Raw genomic sequence first — 18,178 nt, forward strand, 5'->3', positions numbered from 1 at the left:
GTTATGAAACAGCTCTTACTCGGAACGGCCCTGGGAACGATCCTGGCGTCATATTCCTCAATCGCCGCGGCCCAGGAGGCTCCAGCACCGCCGACCGACGCAAGCCAGGCCGATGCCGCGCCGGTCGATACCGGCGACATCATCGTGACGGCAACACGGCGCGCTGAAAGCACGCTGCGCGTCCCGTACAATATATCGGCCGTTGGCGCGGACACGCTGGCGCGATCCGGAATCACCGACATCAACCAGATCCGCGCGCTGGTCCCGGGTCTCGCGGGCCCCGATTACGGGCAGCGGGGTAACAGCATCAACAACAGCTTTATCATTCGCGGCGTCAACACGTCGTCACTAAACAGCTTGTCGAGCAGCTTTCCCAATCTCGGCGGTTCGGCGGTTTCGAGCTATATCGATGAAACGCCGCTATTCGTGAATCTGAAGCTGATCGACGTCAATCGCGTCGAGGTATTGCGAGGGCCGCAAGGCACGTTGTTCGGTGCCGGTTCGGTCGGAGGGACCATCCGGACGATCCATAATCGGCCCGATTTCAAGAGCTTCGACTATAATGCCGAAGGCGGTGTCTCCGGCACGCAAAACGCGCATGAGCCGAACTACAACTTCAACGCAACCGTCAACGTGCCGTTCGGCGAAACACTCGCGCTTCGCGTGTCGGGCAGTTACGAGCGGGCCGCGGGCTTTATCGACGCAACCCAAGCGGTGGTGTACACGCCGGGGGCGGGAGCCAATTCGCCGCAGCCTGTGCTCGCCGATCCGGCCAACCCCGTCACGAGCGGTTTTACTACCCGGTCATTGAGAGATGTTAATGCGGGCAAAAGCTGGAGCGTCCGTGCGGCCTTGCGCTGGCGCCCGATCGACCCGATCGATCTCGAACTCGCCTATCAGCATCAGCGCGACGACAGCAACGGGTTCAACTACGAATATCCAGGGTCGGACTATCAGTTGCTGCGCCATGTCGGCGTGGAACCGAGCACCACCGAAACCGATCTTTATTCCGCAACCGCGATCGTCGAGCTCGGCTTCGCCTCGTTGACCTCGTCGTCGAGCTATTATCAGGTCGATACCGATGGTCAGTATGACAATAGCGGCATCGTGGAGAACCTGCCCTATTATTATGGTGGGTTCCCCCGACTGTCGGATATCGATTACAATGCCTATAAGGACCGGGCGTTTACGGAAGAAGTGCGCATCGTCTCGCCGGGTGATGGCCGGTTCAATTATGTTCTTGGCGGTTACTATCAATACCGCAAGAGTTCCGTCTTCCAGTACGACATAATCCCTGGGATTACGTCCTGGGCCAACCTGCCCGGCTCGGGCGATGCGGGCGGCCGCTTCGTCGATGACGTACCGGCGTTTTTCGGCGGTACGCCGCCCGGCACTGTGCCTAACCGGCCGATCGACACGGCGTTCGATTTCAGCCGCAACGTTCGCTTCCGGGACGTCGCCGCCTTTGGCGAGCTGAGCTACAAGATCACCCCTGCCGTGAAAATCACCGGCGGGTTCCGCCAGTTCTGGCAAAAATTCCGGCAGGATACGGTACAGCATTATTATTATGCCGGCACCACTTTCGGGTCCGATTCGCTTGGTACGTCGACGGGCCAGGGTGCGCGATCGTTTAGCGATCATATCTTTAAAGCCAACGCCAGCTGGGATTTCGCGCCCGACCAATTGGCGTATTTCACCTTCAGCCAGGGCTTCCGGGCAGGCGGGGCAAACGCATTTCCGGTCGGCACCTGTGGCCTGTGCGATTCAGCCGATCTCATTCCATACAAGTCGGATCGTGCGAATAATTACGAGCTCGGCGTGAAGGGCAAAATCGGCAGCTTTCATTACTCGACCGCGGTGTACAAGATCGACTGGACCGACATCCAGTTGAGCGTCAGCTCGGCGGCAGGCACACCGATCATCGTCAATGGCGAGGGAGCCCGCTCGCAGGGGTTCGAGCTGGAAGCAGGCGTCCGGATCGGACAGCTCAACCTGAACGGCGGCTATGCCTATACCGATTCAGTGCTGACCGACAGCTTCACGCGGCCGGGCGGGTTCGATGGCGTCAAGGGCACCAGCCTGCCGGGCGTTTCCAAACACCAGCTTAGTTTAGGAGCGGATTTGCCTGTGCCGATCGGCAACGGGCATGCCATCAATGTCCACCTCGACGGCAATTATCGGTCCAGCTTCAACAACCAGATCGTCACGAACACCGCGGCATACCGGCGCTTGAGCGGCTATGGGATGGTCAACGGATTTCTCTCTTATGACGCGACCGACAAGATCACCTTCAAGGTCTTTGCGCGGAACATCCTCAACGAAAAGGGCGTGAGCGCCTATTCGCGCTACTATAACCGGTTCGCCGATCCGGCGGGCGAAGCGCTGGCGCAGACCTATGACCCGGTCGAATTCGTCAGTACGCCGCGCACGGTCGGTGTGACGGTCTCGATCCGGCATTAAATGAGCGGCGCGGTCACCGGTTGGTGCCCGACGTCCCGGCGACGTGATGTAAGCCGGCCAGCGATGCTGGCCGGCGGTTCAAGGTAGGACGACGGATGGCACTCGCGCAGGGCAGCTGGCAGCAGCGCGTATTCACGCGGGAATTCATCACCGTGTGTGTGCTGATGGCGGTTGCGAACCTGTTCTACAACATGCTGCCGGTCTTTCTCAACGAAAGCGCGGTTCGGCTCAAGCTTAGCGAAGCGCAGGTCGGATATTTGGGATCGACTTATCTGGCAGGCCAGATGCTGTTCAACTTGGGCGGCTTGGCGTGGCTCAATCGCGTATCCTGGAAGCTCGTGCTGGGCATCGCGATTGCGGTCAAGGCGCTGGCGCTGATCTTCGTGATGCACGCCGGTTACGGCGTCAGCGCGGCCGCCTATTTCATCATCGGTGGGGCGTGCGGGGCGCTGTTCACGTGTCTGTTTTGCGCAATTGGACGGTCGCACGACCCCAAGCGGCTCTATGGTGCCGCGATCGTCGCGCATACCACGCTGTCCGGACTGATGGTCTATGCAACGACCGTGGAAATAATGCCGCGGTTTGGCGCGGCCGGGCTCTATTGGGCGGTGGCCGCGCTGTTGCTCCTTGCTTATCCCGCCGTCGTAGCTTTCCATACCCCGCCGGCCGGGACGGTCGCCGACATGCCCCTCGCGAGCGCGCCGCGCCGAAGGCTGCGGCTCGCGCCGATGATCGGATTGCTGGGCGTATTGGTCTATTTCATCGGTCAAACCGGATTCTGGGCATTCCTGTCGCGCATTGGCGCGTCAAATGGTGTGTCGGACATCGCGGTCGGGCAAGTGATCGCCATTGTCCTCGTCGCCAGCGGGTTCGCCGCACTGTTGCCAAGCCTGATCGGGGACCGATTGGGCGTTGCCTTGCCACTGATCGTCGGTAGCGCCGCGTTCGTGGCCTCGATGTGGCTCCTGGCGCATGGCCATTCGATCACCGCGTTCGGTCTTGCGCTGATGGTGCAATCCTCGGCGTGGAATTTCGTCGTTCCTTATCAAATGGAGGCGATCGCCAAGGTCGATGTCGACGGAGCCTACTCGTCGCAGCTTCCCGCGGCGCAAGCGGTCGGCGGCACGCTCGGGCCGGCGCTAGGCGGCATCTTGATCGTGGGTGCCAATTTCAGCCTGATGTACGCCATGGCTGCGGTCACCGCGATCGTCAGCATGGTCCTCATCCTGTGGGTGTACCGCTCGCATCGCGCCTTTGCGGCAGGCACGGTACAAACCGCATGATGGGCTGAGTGTCAGGCGTCAGAGTCAGCTCAGCCGAGTGTCATATTCAAGGATCGCGTTGAGCAGCACCTGTGCACCTGCGGCGCAATCCTCCAGCGTCGCGGCCTCGCTCTCGTTGTGGGAAATCCCTTTTTCACACGGCACGAAGATCATCGTCGTCGGCACCAGGGCGGCGATATAGGCGGCATCGTGGCCTGCTCCGGAAATCATGTCGCGCGTTGCCAGCCCGGCTTTCTCCGCCCCCGCCTTGACGCATGCGATCATGATCGGGTCGAACGCGACAGCCGGCGACTCCCAGATCCGCCGCTGTGCCACCTCCAGGCTGTTTGCCTGTGCCGCCGCCGCCAGTCGCGCCAGGAATGCCGCTTCCATCTTGTCGAGCATCGCCTCATCGGGGTGGCGCAGGTCGACGGTGAAGAACACCTCGCCGGGCACGACGTTGCGGCTATTGGGGCGATTTTCGACCAGCCCGACGCTGGCCACGCCGGGGGCATGCTGCCGGCCGATATCCTGCAACGCCGTCACCACCGCGGCCATGCCGCATAAAGCATCGCGCCGCAAATTCATCGGCGTCGCGCCAGTATGCGCATCCTGGCCGTACAGCGTGACCTCGTGCCAGCGAATGCCCTGCACGCCCAGGACGGCGCCGATCGTCATTTGCTCTGCTTCGAGGATCGGGCCTTGCTCGATATGAAGCTCGAACATCGCCTGGAAGCGATCGGCGCGGATGGGCTCATCGCCTGCATAACCGATCAGATCGAGCGCCTGCCCCAGCGTGACGCCCTCGCGATCAGGCGTGGCAAGCGCATCGTCGAGTGCGAAAGCGCCAGCATAAACGCCCGAACATTGCATAGCCGGCGGAAAGCGCGAGCCTTCCTCGTTGGTCCAGTTGACCACCATCAACGGCGCATTGGTCTGGTAGCCGGTTTCGGCAAGCGTGCGGATCACCTCGAGCCCGGCGAGCACGCCCAAAATTCCGTCATATTTGCCGCCGGTCGGCTGCGTATCGAGATGAGATCCAGTGGCGATCGGCGGCAAAGCAGGGTTGCGCCCAGGAAATGTCGCGAACATGTTACCGCATCGGTCGATCGCGACGCTGCAGCCGATCGCTTCACATTCTGCGCGAAACCAATCCCGCACCAGCTTGTCCTCGCCGGTACAGGCAAGCCTGCGCACCCCGCCCTTGGGTGTACCGCCGAACCGAGCGGTGTCCTGTATGCTGTCCCACAGCCGGCGGGGGTCGATCGAAAGATTGGTCTGCGTCGCCATTGCCACGTCCTTCTGCCTAATCAACATCGATACGACGACTGCTCCTGTCAATCAATTTCGACATTTATCCCGTCTATCGAAAATTGTTGCACCGGGCTGCCCAAAGTGGGATTGAGGGGATGTGCTTGACAGTCCTATTCCCCGGAGCGCACACCGTTTCGATAATATCGAGAATATCGAAACCATAGGAGATTTGGATGGCTGCTTCTGTCGACACAGGCCTGAGCGAAACCAGAAACGGTCAGGTCTATCAGTTGATCCGGACCGACATTCTCGCCGGCAATTTGGCGCCGGGGCAAGCGCTGCAATTCGCACAGTTGCGCACCGGCTATGGCGTGAGCATGGGCGTGATCCGCGAGGCGCTGATGCGCTTGTCGGCCGAGCGGCTGGTGGTCAGCGAGGAACAGCGTGGCTTTCGCGTCATGCAAATCTCCGCCGAGGATCTGATCGATTTGACTGAAAGCCGCTGCGTGATCGAGGGGCTAGTGCTGCGCGATGCCGTCACGAACGGTTCGCTGGAGTGGGAATCGGGAATCGTAGCTGCGCTTCATCGGCTCGAGCGGACGCAAAAGGTCGATCCTGCCAGTGCTGCGGTGGTGACCGATGAGTGGAGCAGAGCTCATCACGCCTTTCACATGGCACTGCTCAGCGGCGCCTCGACCCAGCGGTTGAAGCATTTCGCCGATCTGCTGCGCGACTCCGCCGAAGTGTACCGGCGCTGGTCCATGCCGATGGAAGAGCCGGTCCGCGAGGTCAGCAACGAGCATCAGCGGCTGGCGGATTTGGCGCTGGCACGCGATGCTGATGGCGCCGTGGCTGAACTCCGCCAGCACCTCGGACTGACCCGCGACCTCGTACTCAAATTCTTCGAGCGCAAGGAGAAAGCGCATGTCCTCCTCTGAGATCAGCCTGCCTGCGGAATGGGAGCCGCACGAGCGCACGCTGATCGGCTTTCCCTGCCGGCCGTCAAGCTGGGGCACGATGTACGACGCCGGCCGGCGCGAATTCGCTGCCGTGGCGAACGCCATCGCTGCGTTTGAGCCCGTTACGCTGATCTGCGCGACCGCTGAAGACGAGGCTGCAGCCCGCGCGCTTGTGTCGCAGGCGGTGGAAACGATCGTCATTCCGATGGACGGCGCGTGGGTGCGTGACAACGGCCCGACCTACGTGTTTGCAGACGGGCGGCGTACAGCGGTGAGCTTCCGCTTCAATGGCTGGGCGGAACGCCACGCACACCGTGACCGCGATGCTGCACTGGGCAAATCTGTCGCCGAAGCCTTGGGCGATCCCGTGCGCCAGATCGATCTCGTGCTCGAGGGCGGTGGCATCGCATGGGATGATAGCGGCACGGTGGTGACGACAGAGACGGTGCTGATGCATCCGCTGCGCAATTGGCACCTCTCACTCGAGCAGGCGACCCAACGGCTGCGCGAGGCGCTTGGCGCCCGTCAGGTAATCGTCCTGCCGCAAGGTCTACAGTTCGATCTCGACCGTGTCTGGGGGACCGACGGCCATATCGATCTGTTTTTCGATTTCGTCGGTCCGAACAAGGCCCTGATGTTCAAGGTCGAGCCGGGGCATGAGGATTACGAGCATCTCGAAATATCGCGCGGCTTGTTGCGCGGCGCTGGCATCGAAGTGTTCGACTTTCCCTATATTTCGGGTTTCTCCAGCGAGGTTCGCTTCGCCGAAGCGCCGTATCTCAATTTCTATATCTGTAACGGCGCAGTGATCGTCCCGGTCTGCGAGGCCGATCCCGATCTCGACAAGACTGCGCTGGAACTGATTGGTCGTCATCTGCCTGGCCGGCAGGTCGTGCCCATTCCGTTTCGTGCCGGGTTCGTCCAGGGCGGGGCAATCCACTGTCTGACCCAGCAAGTCCCTGCACATCGATGAGTCTGGCGCGGTCACCGGCTCCGACGGATCGCTATTCGGTTGCCGCGTTGCTCCGCGAGGCGCTGCGCGGCCATACCGGCTGGCGCCCGGCCTGGCGCGCGCCCGAACCGCGCAAGCGCTACGATGCGATCATTGTCGGCGGCGGCGGGCACGGTCTCGCCACCGCTTATTATCTGGCGAAGACGCATGGCATCAACAACGTCGCGGTGCTCGAGCGCGGGTGGATCGGCGGCGGCAATGTCGGCCGCAACACGACGGTGGTGCGATCCAACTATCTGCTCCCCGCCAATATCGCGTTTTATGAATATAGCCTCAAATTGTGGGAAGGGCTCGAGCGCGAACTCAACTACAATGTAATGGTCAGCCAGCGCGGGATCGTGAACTTGTTTCATGACGACGGGCAGCGCGATGCCGCAATACGCCGCGGCAATGCCCTGCGCGCCCGCGACATCGATTCCGAATTGTGGAATGCGGCGCAGTTGCGCCGCAGGATTCCGATCCTCAATTTCGATGCGGCGCGCTTTCCTATTCTCGGCGCGCTGGTGCAGCCGCGCGCCGGAACGGTGCGCCACGATGCCGTCGCCTGGGGCTATGCCCGCGCCGCCGACCGTCTCGGCGTCGACATCATCCAGGAATGCGATGTCACCGCGATCCGCCGATCAAATGCAGGTGACGTAACGGGGGTCGATACATCTCGCGGCGCCATCGATGCGCCGGTCATCGCTTTGTCCTGTGCCGGTAACAGCTCGCGCGTCGCTGCGCTGGCCGGGTTGCGGCTGCCGATCGAAACGCATGTGCTGCAGGCTTTCGTTACCGAAGGGATCAAGCCATTTCTCGATACCGTGGTCAGCTTCGGTGCCGGGCATTTTTACATCAGCCAGTCCGACAAGGGCGGGCTGGTATTCGGCGGCGATCTCGATGGGTATAACAGCTATGCGCAACGCGGCGGCATGCCGATCGTCGAGCGCGTCGCCGAATGCGCAATGGCGTTGATGCCCGCGGCCGGTCGCCTGCGCATCTTGCGCGCCTGGGGGGGGCGGATGGACATGTCGATGGACGGTTCGCCGATCATCGACAAAACGCCGGTGCCGGGGCTGCTGCTCAACGCCGGCTGGTGCTATGGCGGTTTCAAGGCGACACCGGCGGCAGGAGTTTGCCTGGCGCACCTGATTGCCACCGGCGGATCGCATCCGCTCGCCGCCGCCTATCGGCTCGATCGCTTTGCGACCGGCCGTCTGCTCGATGAAGAGGCCACCGGCCCCCTTCCGGGAGCGCATTGAGATGCGGATCGACTGCCCGATCTGCGGCCCGCGTATGCTGGAAGAGTTCTTCCTTTACGGCGATGCGACCCGGCGCCGGCCGGACGCCGATGCGCCGATCGAGACCTGGGTCGACTATGTCTACCTGCGCGACAATCCCGCCGGTGCGCATACCGAATACTGGTTCCATGGCGTTGGCTGCCGAACCTGGCTGAAGATCGAGCGCGATACCGTCACCCACGCGATCCATTCCGTATCGCCAGCGGAAGGCACGGCGCGATGAACGCTTTCCGATTGCCTAACGGAGGCCGGATCGACCGAACAGTGCCGCTGCGTTTCCGGTTCGACGGCCGTCACTATCAAGGGTTCCAGGGCGACACGCTAGCGTCCGCCCTGCTCGCAAATGGTGTGCGGCTGGTCGGCCGATCATTCAAATATCATCGACCGCGCGGTTTCCTGACGGCGGACGATAGCGAGCCCAACGGGCTGGCCGAAATCGGCATCGGTGCGCGGCGCGAACCCAATATCAAGATGCCTGAATGCGAACTGGCCGACGGGCTGATCGCTTCCAGCCAGAACCGACTCGGTTCGCTGCGCCACGATTTGCTGGCCTTTAATGGACTGGCCGCGCCGATCCTGGGGGCGGGCTTTTATTACAAGACCTTCATGTGGCCCTCGTCCTTCTGGGAGCGACTGTACGAGCCGGTGATCCGGCGCGCTGCTGGCCTGGGGCGCGCAGCCACCGCGCCCGATCCGGATGTGTACGAAAAGGCGACGCTGCACTGCGATGCCCTGATCATCGGCTGCGGCCCTGCCGGCCTTGCCGCCGCGATTGACGCCGTCGCGGCGGGGGCACGGGTGCTGGCGTGCGAGCGCGATTTCGAGACGGGTGGATCGTGGTTGAGCCATCCGGATCGTGCCGCCGAACTCGCCGATCTGCAGCACCGCGCTGTCGCGCTGGTCGATGCTGGTTCATTAACGATCCTGACACGCACGCATGTTCTCGGCGCGCATGACGGCGGCATATACTCGGCGGTCGAAAAGATCGTCTCCGACGGGCAAGGGCCATCGCCCCGGCAACGGCTGTTGCGCATCGTTGCCGGGCGCGCGATCCTGGCGACGGGCGCCCGCGAGCAGCCGCTCGTCTTTCGCAACAATGATCGGCCCGGGATCATGCTGGCAGGGGCAGTACGTACCTACATCGATCGCTTCGCGGTGCGGCCCGGCACTCGCGCGGCGATCTACACCGACCAGCCGGATATCGCGCTGACCGTCGAAGCGCTGAAACGCGGCGGTATCGATCTTGCCTGCATCGTCGATGCGCGCGACGCGGCGGACCCACCCGTGGGCGCGGACGGCGTCATGGTGGTTCGCGGCTGCATTGCCGATACGCGCGGCGGCGAACAGCTCAAATCAGTGACGGTGCGCGGCGCCGACGGAACCAGCCGGCGGCTCGATTGCGACCTGTTGATCATGGCGGGGCGATCGCTGCCCGAACGAAGCCTCTATCGCGCCGGACCGGGCGGCACGGCCATGGTCGCGGTCGGGGGCGCGGCGCAAAGTGACGGGGCGGCGCCGGACTGGCCGATCGATACGATCGATGCCAAGGCGTTCGTCGATTTCCAGAACGACGTCACCGCGGCCGACATCCGCGCCGCGGCAAACGAGGGGTTTTCGCACCCCGAACATCTGAAGCGTTACACTACGCTGGGCATGGCGACCGATCAGGGGCGTACCTCCAGCGCCAACGGGCTTGCCCTGCTGTCGAAGCGAGCCGGCCGGTCGCAGGGCACGCTTCAGCCAACCCAGGCGCGCTGGCCGGCAGTGCCCGTCGCGATCGGCGCGCTGGCAGGGCATCACCGCGAGGCTGCGTTCAGGCCGTTGCGCCGGACCCCGACCGACCAATGGGCTGAACAGCGCGGTGCCGCGTTCACCAATACCGGGCTATGGCGCCGCGCCAGTTATTTTCCACGTGGTAGCGAGACTGGCTGGCTCGAATCCGCAGTTCGTGAGGCACGGGCGGTGCGCGAGGGCGTCGGGTTTTGCGACGTGTCGACACTCGGCAAATATGAGCTTTTCGGGCCCGATGCCGGGACGCTGCTGGATCGCGTCTATGCCAATATGTTCAGCAGCTTGGCGGTGGGCAAGGCGCGTTATGGCATCATGCTGCGTGAGGACGGCATCGCGTATGACGACGGCACCACCGCGCGCCTTGCCGAGCATCATTATGTGATGACGACCAGCTCCGCCATGGCCGAGTCGGTCGGGCGCAATCTTGAATATTGCCGCCAGATATTATGGCCCGAGCTTGATGTGGTGATCGTACCGGTGACTGAACAATGGGCGCAGGTCGCAATTGCCGGGCCGCAGTCCCGCGCACTTCTGCAACAGATCGTCGATGATCCGTCGTCGACCGCCGGCGATGTCTTCCCGCACATGTCGGCGCGTAATCTCACCGTCCTGGGCGGGACCGAGGCGCGCCTGTTCCGCCTGTCGTTCAGCGGCGAGATGGCGTTCGAACTCGCGGTGCCGGGGCAGCAGGGCAATCGCCTCGCGGCCGAGCTCGAGGCGCTCGGCGGGACACCCTATGGACTTGAGGCGCTCAACATCCTTCGGCTTGAAAAGGGCCATGTAACCGGTGCCGAGATCGACGGGCGCAACACCGCTTTCGACCTCGGGCTCGGCAAGATGCTGTCCAAGAAAAAGGATTTCATCGGCCGGCGAATGGCGGAGCGCCCGGCCCTGAACGAGTCGGCACGGCCGCGGCTGGTAGGGTTGCGCTCGCTCCGCCCCGATGTGCCGATGACGGCGGGCGCGCAGCTCGTTGTCGCGGACGATGTTGGCCGCCCGCAGGGATGGGTCAGTTCGATTGCTTATTCGCCCGCCGTGGCCGACTGGATCGGTATCGGGCTGCTGGAGCATGGACCCGAGCGTCACGGCGAGGAACTCGTCGCGTGGAACGGTTTGCAAGGCGAGAAAGTAGCCGTCGTGGTCGTCGATCCGATATTCTACGATCCCGCCGGCGAGCGCGCGCGTGGTTGATCCTGCAAATAGGGTCCGGATCGAACCCCTGGCCTTGCAAGGCTATGCGATTACTGCCCGTCCCAAGGAGCGAGCGCTGGATTTGCGTAAGGTGCTCGAGTTCAGACTGCCGCCGCCTTGTGCATTGATCTCGCATGATGTCGTGACCGTTATGGGGGTGGCGCCCAGCCGCTGGTTCATCTTGGGAACGACGCTGCCCGAACGCAGCGCTTTGCAGGAGGCGTGTGGCGACCGGGCACTGGTGAGCGCGATCGAATCGGTATGGCAATATTACGCTTTACGTGGTGCCGCAGCCCCCGAGGTGCTGGCATCGCTGGTCGCGATCGACCTTGCACCCGATGCCTTTGGCAGCACTGCCTGCGCGATCACCGCGGCAGGGCCGTACGATCTGTTGGTGTGGCGGCTGAGGGGCGAGGAAGCCGGGTTCGGGATCGGCGTTGCCCGCAGCCTTTCGCGCGACTTTCATGTCTGGCTCGAGGAAGCGGTTCATTTCCGATCTGATCGCGGAGGGCGCCGTGGCGGACGGTGAAACCCTCGCCGCAATCGCGCTCGATCGTCGCGCCCGCATTGCGATAGCCGCGCGCGACGGCAAGGCGGCCGCTGCGGCGACAGCCGAACTCACCACCCGCCATCCTGATTTTGCACCCGGCTGGTTGACCGCCAGCACCTTTCTGCTGACATCCGGCCGCGCGGCACAGGCGCTGGATGCAATCGACGCCGGGCTGGCAATCGCCCCGGGCAATCCCGCGCTGCGCCTGCACCAGGCCCGGGTGTTGCATGCTTTAGGTCAGATCGCCGAAGCGCGACATGTCTTGTTTGACGTCCGGCCGTCCTGCGCGCCTTACCCCTTGTTGCAGCATGAGCTCGGCAATATCCTGATCCTGGTTGACGAACATGCCTGTGCGCTCGATGTGATGCTGGATGCCGGGGCCGCCTTGGATGGTGATCCGCGCTACCTGTTCAATTTAGCGGTGCTCCGGCGCTTTCTCGGCGATCTTGAGGAAGCCGAAGCGTTGCTCGATCGGGTTATTGTGCTGCGCCCCGGCGATTGGGAGGCAATCGGCCTGCGGTCCCAGCTTCGCCGCCAGACGCTCGCACGCAATCATGTGCCCGACCTGCGTCGACGTCTCGCCGAGCCGCTACGCGATGTGACCGCCGAAGTGCAGCTTCGCTACGCGCTTGCCAAGGAATTGGAGGATTTGGGCGCGTGGGAAGAAAGCTTTGCCGAACTCAGCCGCGGCGCGAAACTGCGGCGTGGGCAATTCGATTATGTCGTCAGCCGCGACATCGACAGGATCGGCCAGATCATCGCAACGTTTGACGCGCAATGGCTTGAACGACGAATGATGCCGGCCCCTCCCTGCGGCGCGAGGCCGGTGTTCGTGATGGGATTGCCGCGATCGGGAACGACGTTGGTCGAGCGTATCATCTCGAGCCATTCGCAGGTCGTCTCGCTTGGCGAACTGAACGATTTTCCCGTCGCCGTCGAACGGTTGCGCCAGACCGCCGATGCGGCAACGATGGGCTTTGTCGCGGCGGCTGCCAAAGCCGATCTTGCCTCAATCGCAGCATTCTATCGCGATCGAACCCGGCCGCTGGCGGGACGCGCGACGGCGTTCGTCGACAAGCTGCCGCTCAACTATCTATACGCCGGCCTGATCGCCGCTACCCTACCGGAAGCCCATCTCGTCCTGCTGCGACGTGAACCCAGCGCTGCAGGGTACGCGATGTTCAAAACATTGTTCAATCAAGGGTACCCCTTCTCTTACGATCTGCACGAACTTGGCTGCTATGTCGCGGCATTCGAGGCATTGTCGGACCATTGGGAGCGGGTGTTGGGCGATCGCCTAGCCGTCGTGCGTTACGAGCGGCTGGTGACCCAACCCGAGGCCGAGACGCGCCGTCTGATCGCGCATTGCGCGCTCGATTGGGATGCAGCCTGCTTGCGCCCTCACGAAAACGCTGCTGCCTCATCGACCCACAGCGCTGCCCAAGTGCGCGAGCCGATCCATGACCGTTCAGTTGAGTTATGGCAAAATTATCAGTTATTTTTAACACCTTTTTTTAACGGTCTGTTATATGGTTCGACAAAAGATACGTTCGAATGACCTTGCGAAATCTCCGCGCAACAGCGCAGCACCGGTTTATTGGTGCAAGCGCTGCCGTCCCACCCTTCGCTTGCGTTAATTGAAGCCCCCGGTGCTTTGTGTCACTGGGGGTTCGAAAATGGCCTGTCGGCTTTTCCTCAGATTGCCACGTCCGGTTTCACGTAATCGCTGGCGACATCGGGCAGCGGAAAGGCTCGAACGGGTGGAAAGCAGCACGACCGCTTTGGAGCGGAAGCGGAACGGCGGCTTGCCACATGATGGGCCTCGTCGGACGTTTACGACCGTATAAACAAATTGTTGAGGCTGATCTGCCCCCTTCTGAGTGGTCCAAAATATCTGTTATTTTGGATCATGAAGGAGACTGGGAATGCCGTTCAAGAAGCACAGGCCGGAAGAGATCATCGGCAAGCTGCGTGAGGCGGAGATCGTGCTGGCGCAGGGTGCCTCGACCGCTGAGGCGTGTCGCCGGATCGCTGTCAGCGAGCAGACCTATTACCGGTGGCGCAAGGAGTATGGAGGACTGAAGACCGACCAGGCGCGGCGGATGAAGGATCTGGAGAAGGAGAACCTCCGGCTCAGGCGCGCGGTCTCGGATCTGACGCTCGACAAGCTGATCCTGCAGGAGGCAGCACGGGGAAACTTCTGAGCCCCGCGCGACGGCGTCGGTGTATCGATCATGTACGGCAGGTGCTGCCGGTGTCCGAGCGGCGGATATGCCGCGTGCTCGGACAACATCGATCGACGCAGCGCAAGGTGCCGCGTGGGGCGGACGACGAACAGGCGTTGACCGAGGACATCATCGCCTTGGCCAAGCAATATGGTCGCTATGGCTATCGCCGGGTGACGGCACTGCTGCGTTCGGCGGGATGGGCGGTGAACCGCAAGCGCATGGAGCGCATCTGGCGGCGTGAGGGTCTGAAAGTACCGCAAAAGCAGCCCAAGCGCGGTCGGCTCTGGCTGAACGATGGGTCATGTATCCGGCTGCGTCCGGAGTATCCGGGCCATGTCTGGGCCTACGACTTTGTAGAAGGTCGCACCCATGATGGTCGCAAGTTCCGCATCCTGACGATCATCGACGAGGCCAGCCGGGAATGCCTAGCGTTGATCGTCGCGCGTCAGCTCAAACACGAGGATGTGCTGGCAGCTCTTGCCGATCTGTTCATCGCGCGCGGTCCGCCGGCGAATATCAGGTCTGACAATGGCAGCGAATTTATCGCGACGGCGGTCCAGAAATGGCTCGCTCAGATCGGCGTCACGACCCTCTATATTGCGCCGGGGTCGCCATGGGAGAACGGCTATAACGAGAGCTTCAACGGGTCGCTGCGCGACGAACTCCTCAATGGCGAAATCTTCTATAGCCTCGCCGAGGCCCGGGTGCTGATCGAAGCGTGGCGGCGTCATTACAATACGGTCCGCCCGCACAGCAGCCTGGGCTACCGCCCACCGGCCCCGGAGGCCGTCCCATCGCCAGTGCCGCCCTCCGGTTCCGCTTCGCTCCACCTCCGGGCGACACTGGCGATGGAGGTGACAATGCACTAACAATCAACACGGACCACTCAGCGGGGGCCGGTCAGCTACCAGCTGCTTTGCCCAAAACATGCGCATCTCGTTCCGGAGCGGAGGAACGACAAAGGTCTCGCGATGAGTCACTCAGAGCGACTTGATAATCATAACGGGGGGCAGTTACCGGCGCTACCGTCTTCGGGCCTCAACGACCGCTTTTTTTACGACATCTGCCGAATCGAACGTCGCCTTTGGAGCGCGCACCCTACGACAGCCAACGTCTGCAAAGGCCCGATTGTGTTGAAAAACTCGCCGCTGAGATCGAGGCTAGTGCCAGCTTAGGCACGGTCTGGAGGGCTCGTCCCCGGTTATGCGGGTGCTGGGGCGGCGGGCATCGGGATCAGCTTAGCCATCTTGCGGAGGTTTTGAGCGGTGGCGGCTAGGAGGAATTCGTCTCTTGCGCCGTTTGGACCTCGCAGGCGCAGGCGGTCCAGCCTCAGGATGCGCTTGAGGTGCGCGAACAGCATCTCTACCTTTTTTCGCTCGCGGCGGGATGTGACATAGGCGTCGGTTCTGGACAGATCCCTTGCCAAGTCACGTGCGCCTTCGTGGAGAGATCGGGCCACTTTGCGGCTGGGCTGACCGGGGCAACATTGCGGCTTGAGGACGCAGGCGTCGCAGTCATGTTTACTGGCGCGGTAACGGATGAAGCCGTCCTTATCGACGCCGGGCCGTGGGATCGCATAGTCCCTGCGGTGCTGGACGAGGTTTTTGCCGCCAGGACATACGTAGAGATCATTGTGATGGTCGTAGCGGAACTCGGTGCGTTGGAAACTTCCAGTCCGGCGACCCACGTGATCGAAGATGGGAATGTGCGGTTCGATACCTCGCTCATGGACGAGCCAGGCAATATTGGCGGCATCGCCATAGCCGGTATCGGCGGCCAGACGCTGCGGCCAGATGCCAAAGCGCTCCTGCGTCCTGTCGATCATAATTCGCTGCGCTGTCACCTCAGCTGGGCGGATGGCCGTGGTGGCTTCGACATCAACAATCACGGCGTTTGCCAAATCGATGAGATAATTGGTGCTGTAAGCGAAGAAGGCTTGCCCGCCATGTGCGCTTGTCCAGCGCGCTGCAGGATCGGCAGGCGACAGAGATTTGGGCGTGACGGGCGATGCTGCGCCGAACGCTGCTGCATCAAGTACCTCCAGGTACTCCCGGGCAGCATGGTTGACGATGTCCGGGGGCAAGCCTTCCTCGCCGGGCACACCTCGCTGGCGGTTCGCGTCGGCTTTGATCAGACTGGCGTCGACGGCAAAGCCCTCGCCACCGACCAATCCCTCCTCGATACAGCGAGTGACGGTCATCTCGAACAGGTCCCGCAGCAGGTCACTATCCCGGAAGCGGCCGTGGCGGTTCTTGGAGAAGGTCGAATGATCCGGCACCGCTCCGTCAAGACCGAGGCGACAGAACCAGCGATAGGCCAGGTTAAGGTGCACTTCCTCGCAGAGGCGCCGCTCTGACCGGATGCCCAGGCAATAGCCAATGAGCAGCATCCGGATCATGAGCTCGGGATCGATTGAAGGGCGGCCCGTCCCGCTGTAAAATGGTCGGAGGTTCTCCCGGATGCCGTTCAAGTCCACAAATCGGTCAACTGCCCGCAACAAGTGGTTTTGCGGCACATGGTCCTCCAGGCTGAAGCTGTAAAACAGCGCCTCCTGCATGACCGTCCGATTGCCCATCATCAGCCTGTCTCCCAACGACAGATCCAGTGAATCAGGACTGCGCAGTTACTGCAAGGCCGAGTTTTTCAACACAATCGCCCAACATCGGTCATTCGCCATTACCCGTTGGCAACGATGAACAAATAGCTGGTCTTGGGATTGGTAACTTGGCAGCGAGCCAGCCGACCTTAGGCTCGAGCCGATATCGGACCATCAACCCAATGCGATTCCCATACACGTCCGGCCGACAGATCTGAATTATGAGCTCTGCGCTGAGCTACCTAGAAAGCTACCTAGACGAAAACCATGGCCGATGATGCCTTGCTCACTGAGCTCTAGGTCATTGAACAAAAAGGATATTTTGGTGGACGCACTAGGGCTCGAACCTAGGACCCGCTGATTAAGAGTCAGCTGCTCTACCAACTGAGCTATGCGTCCACACCGTACCGTCTCCGGCGACCGGGAGTGGCCCCATTAGCGATTTTTGGCGGTCTGCCAAGCCCCATTTTTGTCTTTTCAGCGCAAGCCGTCCTGCTGCGGGCGTGACCAGCGGTCGACTGCCATCAGCGTGCCGATGCACAGCATGTTGGTCATCATCGAAGAGCCGCCGTGGCTGACGAAGGGCAAAGGAATGCCAACGACCGGCGCAAGGCCCATGACCATCATCAGGTTGATGCAGACATAGAAGAAGATCGTCGTCACCATCCCTGCGGAAAGCAGGCGCGAGAAGCGGTCAGGCGCACGCAGGGCGACGTTCAGGCCCCAGCGCAGCACCACCGCGAAGACGAGGAGCACGAAGAGCCCGCCGAGCATGCCCCATTCCTCCGCCATCGTCGCGAACACGAAATCGGTGTGCGCCTCGGGCAGGTAGTCGAGGTGGCTCTGCGAGCCTTGGCCGAAGCCCTTGCCGAACAGGCCGCCCGAACCGATCGCGATCTTGGACTGGGTGATGTGATAGCCCGAGCCAAGCGGATCGCTCTCGGGATCGAGGAACACGAGCACGCGCTTCCTCTGGTAGTCGTGCAGCACGGTGAAGAAAGCGAGCGGCGCGGCGACCGAGACCGCCGCAACGCCGCCGATGAACAGGCGCAAGGGGAGCCCGGCGAGGAACATGATAACGACCGCGCCGAAGCTGATGGCAAGACCGGTGCCCAAATCGGGCTGGAGCATGACCAGCCCCGCCGGAAGGCCGAGCAGTACCGCCGCCGGCACGATCGCGCGCCAGGTCTTGATCTCGGACGGTGGGAGAACGCTGTAGAACCAGGCGAGTACCAGCACGATGCACGGCTTCATCAGCTCGGATGGCTGGAGCTGCATAAAGCCGAGATTGAGCCAGCGCTGGCTGCCGCCGCTGACCCGGCCGATCAGTTCGACCAGCACGAGGAGCACGCACAGGATCGCGTAGGAGGGAAGCGCCGCAGTCTTGAACCAGGTCGACGGGATGCGCCCGATCAGCATGGCCATGCCAAGGAATACGAAGAAGCGCGCGACATGCATGAAGGCCCATGGCTGGAAATGGCCGCCCGCTGCTGAATAGAGGACAGCGCCGCCGAAGGTGACGAGTGCCATGAGTGGCAGGATCACCCCCCATGGCTGGCGCGTGATGAAGCCGGGGATGTAGGCGCGCTGCATGC

At 62.3% G+C, this 18,178-nt stretch carries 13 protein-coding genes and 1 tRNA gene; 10 read left to right on the forward strand and 4 right to left on the reverse strand.

The window, feature by feature from the left end; all coding sequences use genetic code 11:
- Positions 1 to 3 precede the first annotated feature (3 nt).
- Both WCL10_RS08195 and WCL10_RS08200 read left to right on the forward strand, forming a co-directional pair.
- Positions 4 to 2,460 carry a TonB-dependent receptor gene (locus tag WCL10_RS08195; RefSeq protein WP_336895136.1) on the forward strand — a complete coding sequence of 819 codons (2,457 nt, stop codon included), beginning with the start codon at positions 4 to 6 and terminating at the stop codon, positions 2,458 to 2,460.
- Between the two features lie 95 nt (positions 2,461 to 2,555).
- The gene (locus tag WCL10_RS08200) at positions 2,556 to 3,743 is read left to right on the forward strand and encodes a hypothetical protein (protein ID WP_336895137.1); all 1,188 of its coding nucleotides are present in this window, start codon (positions 2,556 to 2,558) and stop codon (positions 3,741 to 3,743) included.
- Between the two features lie 24 nt (positions 3,744 to 3,767).
- Here the strand turns inward: WCL10_RS08200 and WCL10_RS08205 are convergent, their stop codons facing one another.
- Positions 3,768 to 5,012, reverse strand: a complete 1,245-nt coding sequence (locus tag WCL10_RS08205; protein ID WP_336895138.1) for a M20 family metallo-hydrolase — start codon at positions 5,010 to 5,012, stop codon at positions 3,768 to 3,770.
- 197 nt (positions 5,013 to 5,209) lie between these two features.
- On the opposite strand from WCL10_RS08205, the gene WCL10_RS08210 reads away from it, so the two are divergent.
- From WCL10_RS08210 to WCL10_RS08245, 8 genes are all read left to right on the forward strand, one after another.
- Positions 5,210 to 5,914, forward strand: a complete 705-nt coding sequence (locus WCL10_RS08210; RefSeq protein ID WP_336895139.1) for a GntR family transcriptional regulator — start codon at positions 5,210 to 5,212, stop codon at positions 5,912 to 5,914.
- Positions 5,901 to 6,908, forward strand: coding sequence for an agmatine deiminase family protein (locus WCL10_RS08215; RefSeq protein ID WP_336895140.1), 1,008 nt, complete (start codon positions 5,901 to 5,903; stop codon positions 6,906 to 6,908). Before WCL10_RS08210 ends, WCL10_RS08215 begins: the two co-directional genes overlap by 14 nt.
- On the forward strand, positions 6,905 to 8,188 hold the full coding sequence (locus WCL10_RS08220; RefSeq protein WP_336895141.1) for a sarcosine oxidase subunit beta family protein: 1,284 nt from the start codon (positions 6,905 to 6,907) through the stop codon (positions 8,186 to 8,188). Before WCL10_RS08215 ends, WCL10_RS08220 begins: the two co-directional genes overlap by 4 nt.
- A gap of 1 nt (position 8,189) precedes the next feature.
- The gene (locus WCL10_RS08225; protein ID WP_336895142.1) at positions 8,190 to 8,450 is read left to right on the forward strand and encodes a sarcosine oxidase subunit delta; all 261 of its coding nucleotides are present in this window, start codon (positions 8,190 to 8,192) and stop codon (positions 8,448 to 8,450) included.
- A complete protein-coding gene (locus tag WCL10_RS08230; RefSeq protein WP_336895143.1) occupies positions 8,447 to 11,209 on the forward strand; it encodes a 2Fe-2S iron-sulfur cluster-binding protein in 2,763 nt (920 codons plus the stop codon). Before WCL10_RS08225 ends, WCL10_RS08230 begins: the two co-directional genes overlap by 4 nt.
- Positions 11,202 to 11,738, forward strand: a complete 537-nt coding sequence (locus WCL10_RS08235; protein WP_336895144.1) for a hypothetical protein — start codon at positions 11,202 to 11,204, stop codon at positions 11,736 to 11,738. Before WCL10_RS08230 ends, WCL10_RS08235 begins: the two co-directional genes overlap by 8 nt.
- Positions 11,725 to 13,317 carry a sulfotransferase gene (locus tag WCL10_RS08240; RefSeq protein ID WP_336895145.1) on the forward strand — a complete coding sequence of 531 codons (1,593 nt, stop codon included), beginning with the start codon at positions 11,725 to 11,727 and terminating at the stop codon, positions 13,315 to 13,317. The genes WCL10_RS08235 and WCL10_RS08240 overlap by 14 nt, the downstream gene beginning before the upstream one ends.
- A gap of 367 nt (positions 13,318 to 13,684) precedes the next feature.
- Positions 13,685 to 14,856, forward strand: a protein-coding gene (locus WCL10_RS08245; protein ID WP_336895146.1) for an IS3 family transposase whose coding sequence is annotated in 2 segments (ribosomal slippage) — positions 13,685 to 13,949 and positions 13,949 to 14,856 — 1,173 coding nt in all. Because the reading frame shifts where the segments join, the coding sequence is not laid out codon by codon here.
- 332 nt (positions 14,857 to 15,188) lie between these two features.
- Here WCL10_RS08245 and WCL10_RS08250 read toward each other — a convergent pair.
- From WCL10_RS08250 to rodA, 3 genes are all read right to left on the reverse strand, one after another.
- Positions 15,189 to 16,565: an IS1182 family transposase gene (locus WCL10_RS08250; RefSeq protein ID WP_336895147.1), complete on the reverse strand. Its 1,377-nt coding sequence runs from the start codon at positions 16,563 to 16,565 to the stop codon at positions 15,189 to 15,191.
- A gap of 341 nt (positions 16,566 to 16,906) precedes the next feature.
- Positions 16,907 to 16,982: transfer RNA gene (locus WCL10_RS08255), tRNA-Lys, on the reverse strand.
- A gap of 78 nt (positions 16,983 to 17,060) precedes the next feature.
- Positions 17,061 to 18,176, reverse strand: coding sequence for a rod shape-determining protein RodA (rodA, locus tag WCL10_RS08260; protein WP_336895148.1), 1,116 nt, complete (start codon positions 18,174 to 18,176; stop codon positions 17,061 to 17,063).
- Positions 18,177 to 18,178 lie beyond the last annotated feature (2 nt).

The organism is Novosphingobium sp. (assembly GCF_037133355.1).
GTDB lineage: Bacteria > Pseudomonadota > Alphaproteobacteria > Sphingomonadales > Sphingomonadaceae > Novosphingobium.

What these genes read in the sequence shown, in the direction of transcription:
- WCL10_RS08195 (WP_336895136.1), top strand. Translation starts at nt 4, where the DNA reads ATGAAACAGCTCTTACTCGGAACGGCCCTGGGAACGATCCTGGCGTCA.
- WCL10_RS08200 (WP_336895137.1), top strand. Translation starts at nt 2,556, where the DNA reads ATGGCACTCGCGCAGGGCAGCTGGCAGCAGCGCGTATTCACGCGGGAA.
- WCL10_RS08205 (WP_336895138.1), bottom strand. Translation starts at nt 5,012, where the DNA reads ATGGCGACGCAGACCAATCTTTCGATCGACCCCCGCCGGCTGTGGGAC.
- WCL10_RS08210 (WP_336895139.1), top strand. Translation starts at nt 5,210, where the DNA reads ATGGCTGCTTCTGTCGACACAGGCCTGAGCGAAACCAGAAACGGTCAG.
- WCL10_RS08215 (WP_336895140.1), top strand. Translation starts at nt 5,901, where the DNA reads ATGTCCTCCTCTGAGATCAGCCTGCCTGCGGAATGGGAGCCGCACGAG.
- WCL10_RS08220 (WP_336895141.1), top strand. Translation starts at nt 6,905, where the DNA reads ATGAGTCTGGCGCGGTCACCGGCTCCGACGGATCGCTATTCGGTTGCC.
- WCL10_RS08225 (WP_336895142.1), top strand. Translation starts at nt 8,190, where the DNA reads ATGCGGATCGACTGCCCGATCTGCGGCCCGCGTATGCTGGAAGAGTTC.
- WCL10_RS08230 (WP_336895143.1), top strand. Translation starts at nt 8,447, where the DNA reads ATGAACGCTTTCCGATTGCCTAACGGAGGCCGGATCGACCGAACAGTG.
- WCL10_RS08250 (WP_336895147.1), bottom strand. Translation starts at nt 16,565, where the DNA reads ATGATGGGCAATCGGACGGTCATGCAGGAGGCGCTGTTTTACAGCTTC.
- rodA (WP_336895148.1), bottom strand. Translation starts at nt 18,176, where the DNA reads ATGCAGCGCGCCTACATCCCCGGCTTCATCACGCGCCAGCCATGGGGG.